Consider the following 5,742-nt stretch of genomic DNA (forward strand, 5'->3'; position numbering starts at 1 on the left):
CGTGTGTGGGGTGGTGCCAAATGGTGGGGGGGGGGGTGGCGCTTGCTTTAGGGTGGTCACCCCGGCCGGGGTGGGCCCCGGGGAGCTACGCGCTCCCCGGGGGCCTCCTCTCGTCCTCCCGCCGGAAGACCTCCACCAGCCACGACGAGAACGAGCCCGTCACCGCCCCCAGCAGCGCGAGCCCGCACGCCATCATGAACGCCGCGATCACCCGGCCGACCGGGGTCACCGGCACCGCGTCGCCGTAGCCCACCGTGGTGAGCGTCGCGCAGGCCCACCACAGCGAGTCGCCGAACGTGCGGATCGTGGAACCGGGCGCCCCCCGCTCCTGGTGGTACACCGCGAGCGCCGCGGAGAAGCCCAGCAGCGCGGCGGTGAGGCTCGCATACGTCATCACCCGGGCGTACAGGCTCAGACCGGGGCCGTTCCTGCGCTGCTGGACCGCCGTGTAGACCTTGACCATGCGCAGCGGGCGCAGCAGCGGCAGGAGCAGGACCGCCGTGTCCAGCCAGTGCCGGTGCACGAACCGGATCCCCAGGCCGCTGAGCCTGAGCCGTGCGCCGTAGTCCACGACGAAGAGCACCCAGGTGCCGGCGACGAGGGCGAGGGCGATGTCGCGCCAGGGCTGGACGCCGGCGGGGGTGAGGACGCGGACCGCGTAACCGGTGAGGAAGAGCAGTGCCGCGGCGAAGAGCGGCACCTCGCTGCGCTGCTCCCATTCCTGCAGCCGGGCGGGGTCGGGGGCCGTGGGGCGGTCGCTCATGGCGTCAGCATCGCGGTGCCCCGGCGGGGCCGCCCCCGGCGACACGCGCGCCGGGAGTGACGCAATATGCTGACCGGCATGACGAGTGAGCCGGAACAGCAGATCGGAGTGGGGACGCCCGACGCGTTCCAGCGCCTGTGGACGCCCCACCGGATGGCCTACATCCAGGGTGAGAGCAAGCCGAGCGGTCCGGGAGCCGGGGACGGCTGCCCGTTCTGCGAGATCCCCTCGAAGTCCGACGAGGACGGGCTCGTCGTCGCCAGGGGCGAGCGGGTCTACGCCGTGCTCAATCTGTATCCGTACAACGGCGGGCACCTGATGGTGGTGCCGTACCGGCACGTGGCCGACTACACCGAGCTCGACGGTCCGGAGACCATGGAGCTGGCCGACTTCACCAAGCGGGCCATGGTCGCGCTGCGGGCCGCCTCCGGGGCGCACGGCTTCAACATCGGCATGAACCAGGGCGCCGAGGCCGGCGCGGGTATCGCCGCCCACCTCCACCAGCACGTGGTGCCCCGCTGGGGCGGGGACACCAACTTCATGCCGGTCGTCGGCCACACCAAGGTGCTCCCGCAGCTGCTGGGGGACACCCGGACGATGCTCGCCGGTGTGTGGCCGGCGGAGCTGCCGTCCGGCTGAGCCGCCGTGCGCGCCGGGGCCGTCCCGGCAGGGCGGGTAGGGCCCCGGGCGTGAACCGGGTCCGACGGTGTGAGCGGGGCGTCCGGGCGGCAGTCGCTCCGTGGACAGCCCGGGAGCGGCCGAGTGCCGGCGGGCCCGGGCGGTGCAGCCGCCTCAGGCGTCGTAGACGTCGGCCTTCCTCGGGGCCGGGTCCTGTACCAGTCCGCTGAGGACCATCGAGCGGTTGTCGAAGCGCTCCGTGTCGACGCCGTGCTCCTTGAGGACCCGCATCGCGGCCGAGTGCACGACGCGCAGGACCGGGGTGGCCGCACGCATGGCGTCGTCCGCCATGAAGCGGTGGCCCCAGGGCTTGGCCGCCCAGGCGTGCCGCAACCCGAAGGGCTCGGGCAGCACGATCTTGCCGCCGAGGTAGTCGAGCAGCGGCGGGTACCAGGTGAAGGGGGCGCGGAGGGCCAGCCTGACGACCTCGTCCGCCTTCACGAGGGGGAGCGTGACGGTACGCGTCTCCCAGAAGCGGACGGCCTTCTTGACGGTCTTCGTCTCCGCGGCCGGCTTGGTCAGGAACAGCGAGTGGACGGGGCCCAGGGCGTGGCCGGTGACCTCGATGCGCAGGGTCTCGTGCAGCACGGTCACGGTGATCAGCATGGTGATCACGAGCTGGCCGTCCCAGAGGGTGAACTGCACCCCGAGGTAGTGCCGGTCGCCGCTGCCGAACTGCTGGTGGTTGCAGATGCGCTGGATCTCGTGCGGCTTGATCTGGAAGGTGGCGACGTCCTCGCCCTCGGGGCGGGTGACGGAGTCCGCGTTCTCCCCGATGGGCGAGACGATCCAGTGCTTGACGGACGGGGTGGGGAACCCGCCGGTGTTCAGCGGCCCGCGCTCCAGCATCTTGAGCTGGTCGTGGATGGCCCGGACGACGTCCCAGCTGCGGAACTGGTGGATCTCCCTGGCCGGGTCGGCGGGGGTGAGCTCCTCGGCGAGCTGCCAGCTGCCCCACCGGGTGCCCATGCCGAGGATGCCCTTGGGCCCCGCGTAGAAGACGGCGTTGGACTGCTGTTCGGCGGAGAGCTTCTCCAGGCCCTGGCGCAGTGCCTCGCGGGCGGTCTCGCTCGGGTTCTTCGGTACCGCCTCCGGGATCTTGGCGCTCACGGCGGTGCCGGAGAGTAGCCCCTCCCAGCGCGCGCGCATGTCCTTGGCCGAGGCTTCGGCGATGCGCTTGGCGAGGAACCAGCCGATGAGCGGCGCGATCGCCATCACGCGCAGGTAGAGGGCAAGGAAGCCGGTGAGCGGCATGGCGATCAGGCCGACGGCGGCAGCCGCGCCGAACGCGAGGAGGAGGATGCCGCCGAGTGCCTGGAACGCCTTGTCCTTGGACCTGGCGAGTGAGTCCCGCAGCCGGAAGGCCAGGACCCAGAAGAGCAGTCCGGGCAGGAAGAGGAAGCCGCAGACGGCGGTGACCAGGGTCAGCCGGGTGTCGCGCGCCTTGCGCAGCCGGGTCGCGGACAGGCAGTGTTCGACGACCGTCTGCGGGTCCGTGCCGAAGGACTGGATGAGCGCCTTGCGGGCGCCGCCGAGCATGCGCTCCTGCACGGCGCGGGAGAAGGCCTCGCCCAGATTCGGCTTGAAGTAGTCGGACCTGAACAGCTTGGCGTCGCCCGGTTTCACCTCGGACTTGTGCCACTCGCTGTTGGCCTTGAGGATCTCCGTCACATCGCTGTCACGGTACGCGGCGGAGGCGAGGGCGTTGGTCGCCACCGCCTGCCCCGCCGAGCCCTGGAGCGGGATCTGAGCTCCGGGTGAGAAATCGAATCCGTCGTTGGCCACTGCCGCCCCCACTCGCCGCACGGTCTGCTCCTGCGGCTGTTCCCAACTACCGTACTTCGCACACCTGCTGAGCTGGGCCCCCAGCGTATCGTCCGGAACGTGCCGCCGCCCGCCGCCGGGGCACGGCGGCGGGCGGCAGGCACCGGATCCGGTCATCTAGTGTCCGCTCGCGGTGTTCTCCCGCGCGCTGCGGACGCGTTCGGCGAGCTGGGGGGGCATGGCTTCGTGCCGGGCGTACTCCCGGTCGAAGCGGCCCGTCCCGTGCGTGAGGGAGCGCAGGTCCACGACGTACCTGCCGATCTCGGTCTCGGGCACCTCGGCACGTACGACCGTGCGCTCCCCGGCCGCCTGCTCGGTTCCGACCACTCGGCCACGCCGGCCCGCGAGGTCACCCATGACGGCGCCCACGTAGTCGTCCGGGACCAGGACCCGTACGTCGTCGACGGGTTCGAGGAGCTCGATCCGGGTGCCGGCCGCTGCCTCGCGCAGGGCCAGCGCCCCCGCCGTCTGGAAGGCGGCGTCCGAGGAGTCCACCGCGTGCGACTTGCCGTCGAGCAGGGTGACGCGCACGTCGACGAGCGGGTGCCCCGCGGCGACACCGCGGGCGGCCTGGGTGCGTACGCCCTTCTCGACGGACGGGACGAACTGCCGGGGCACCGAACCGCCGACCACCTTGTCGACGAACTCCACTCCACTGCCGGGGGGCAGCGGCTCCACCTCGATGTCGCAGACGGCGTACTGGCCGTGACCACCCGACTGTTTGACGTGCCGGCCCCGCCCGAGCGTCCGGGAGGCGAACGTCTCGCGCAGGGGGACCCGGTGGGGCACGGCGTCCACCCGCACCCCGTACCGGCTCCGCAGGCGTTCCAGCGCCACCTCCGCGTGCGCCTCGCCCGTGCACCACAGGACGACCTGGTGGGTGTCCTGGTTCTGCTCCAGCCGCATCGTGGGATCCTCCGCGACCAGCCGGGCCAGCCCCTGGGACAGCTTCTCCTCGTCCGCCTTGCCGTGCGCGCGCACCGCGAGCGGCAGCAGCGGGTCGCTCATGGCCCACGGCTCCATGAGCAGGGGCTCGTCCGGGTCCGAGAGGGTGTCACCGGTCTGTGCCCCGCCCAGCTTCGAGACGCACGCCAGATCACCGGCGACGCAGCGGTCCAGGGGGCGCTGCTGCCGCCCGAAGGGCGCGAAGAGCGCGCCGGCGCGCACCTCGGCGTCGTGGAGGGGGCGCGGCTCGTGCCCGGGACCGCCGAGACCGTGGCCGCACACGTGGACGGGGTCGTCCGGGCGCAGTGTGCCCGAGAAGACCCGGACCAGGGAGACCCGTCCGACGTAGGCGTCGGACGTCGTCCTCACGACCTCCGCGAGGAGGGGCCCCTCGGGGTCGCAGGCCGGCGCGGGGCGTGGCGAGCCGTCGGGGGCGGTGACGGTGGGCAGTGCCCGCTCCGCGGGGGACGGGAAGCCCCGGGTGATCAGTTCCAGGAGTTCGACCGTGCCGACGCCCTGACGAGCTCCCTCGGCGGCCGGAGCAGCCGTGAGGACGGGGTGGAACGCCCCGCGAGCGACGGCGTGTTCCAGGTCGTCCATGAGCGTCCCGGCGTCGATGCTCCCGCCGCCCAAGTAGTGATCCATCAGGGTCTCGTCCTCGCTCTCCGCGATGATCCCCTCGATGAGCCGGTCGCGGGCCCGCGACAGCGCCTCGCGCCGGTCACCCGCGGGCGGGTGCTCGACGCGCTCCCCGGTGGAGTAGTCCAGGACCCGCTGGGTGAGCAGTCCGGTGAGCCCGGTGAGCGGGGCGTGCCCGTCCGGGCCCCCGGGCCCGTGCAGGGGCAGGTGGAGCGGGAGTACGGCGTCGGGGTCCTCGTCCCCGAACATCCGCCCGCAGACCCGTGTCATCTCCTCGAACGAGGTGCGCGCGGTGTCCAGGTGGGTCACGACGACGGCGCGGGGCATCCCCACCGCCGCGCACTCCTCCCAGAGTGCGCGGGCGGTGCCCGCCACGGCGTCGGCCTCCTGCGCCGCCGACACGACGAAGAGGGCCGCGTCCGCCGCCCGGAGCCCGGCCCTGAGCTCCCCGACGAAATCCGCGTAACCGGGGGTGTCCAGCAGATTGATCTTGTACCCCTCCCACGTGACGGGGACGAGCGAGAGCTGTACGGAGCGGTGCCGGCGCTGTTCGATCTCGTCGTGGTCCGAGACGGTCCCGCCGTCCTCGACCCGGCCCGCCCGGTTGAGTGCCCCGGCCGTCAGCGCGAGAGCCTCGACGAGCGTGGTCTTGCCCGAACCGCTGTGGCCGACCAGCACCACGTTCCGTACGGAAGCGGGCCCGTCGGCCGTCGCCGCCCTGCCGGCGGCTCCGGTGTGCGTATGTGTCCTGTCGCCCATGATGCGTGCCTCCCGGAGGGTGGCGCCGCGCCCTCCGGGGCGCGGCGCGCGATGAGGGGAGATGCGGCACGGGCGTGGACGCCTCGCCGGCGGCTTCGGCGACGCCCGCTGTACTTCGAGCTTTCCACCCTCAC

The 5,742-nt window shown here is 72.6% G+C and carries 4 protein-coding genes; 1 reads left to right on the plus strand and 3 read right to left on the minus strand.

All coding sequences use genetic code 11. The features are described 5' to 3' along the window. Positions 1 to 85 precede the first annotated feature (85 nt). A complete protein-coding gene (locus ABZ371_RS28035) occupies positions 86 to 763 on the minus strand; it encodes a potassium channel family protein (protein WP_358684618.1) in 678 nt (225 codons plus the stop codon). A gap of 66 nt (positions 764 to 829) precedes the next feature. On the opposite strand from ABZ371_RS28035, the gene ABZ371_RS28040 reads away from it, so the two are divergent. Continuing rightward, entirely contained in the window at positions 830 to 1,402 is a 573-nt protein-coding gene (locus ABZ371_RS28040) for an HIT domain-containing protein (protein WP_358684621.1), read from the plus strand. Between the two features lie 153 nt (positions 1,403 to 1,555). Here ABZ371_RS28040 and ABZ371_RS28045 read toward each other — a convergent pair whose 3' ends face one another. Together ABZ371_RS28045 and ABZ371_RS28050 are read right to left on the minus strand one after the other, a co-directional pair. Next, on the minus strand, positions 1,556 to 3,226 hold the full coding sequence (locus tag ABZ371_RS28045) for a hypothetical protein (protein ID WP_358684625.1): 1,671 nt from the start codon (positions 3,224 to 3,226) through the stop codon (positions 1,556 to 1,558). Between the two features lie 156 nt (positions 3,227 to 3,382). Continuing rightward, positions 3,383 to 5,608 carry an elongation factor G-like protein EF-G2 gene (locus tag ABZ371_RS28050; protein ID WP_358684623.1) on the minus strand — a complete coding sequence of 742 codons (2,226 nt, stop codon included), beginning with the start codon at positions 5,606 to 5,608 and terminating at the stop codon, positions 3,383 to 3,385. Positions 5,609 to 5,742 lie beyond the last annotated feature (134 nt).

It is taken from the genome of Streptomyces sp. NPDC005899 (genome assembly GCF_040629645.1).
GTDB lineage: Bacteria > Actinomycetota > Actinomycetes > Streptomycetales > Streptomycetaceae > Streptomyces.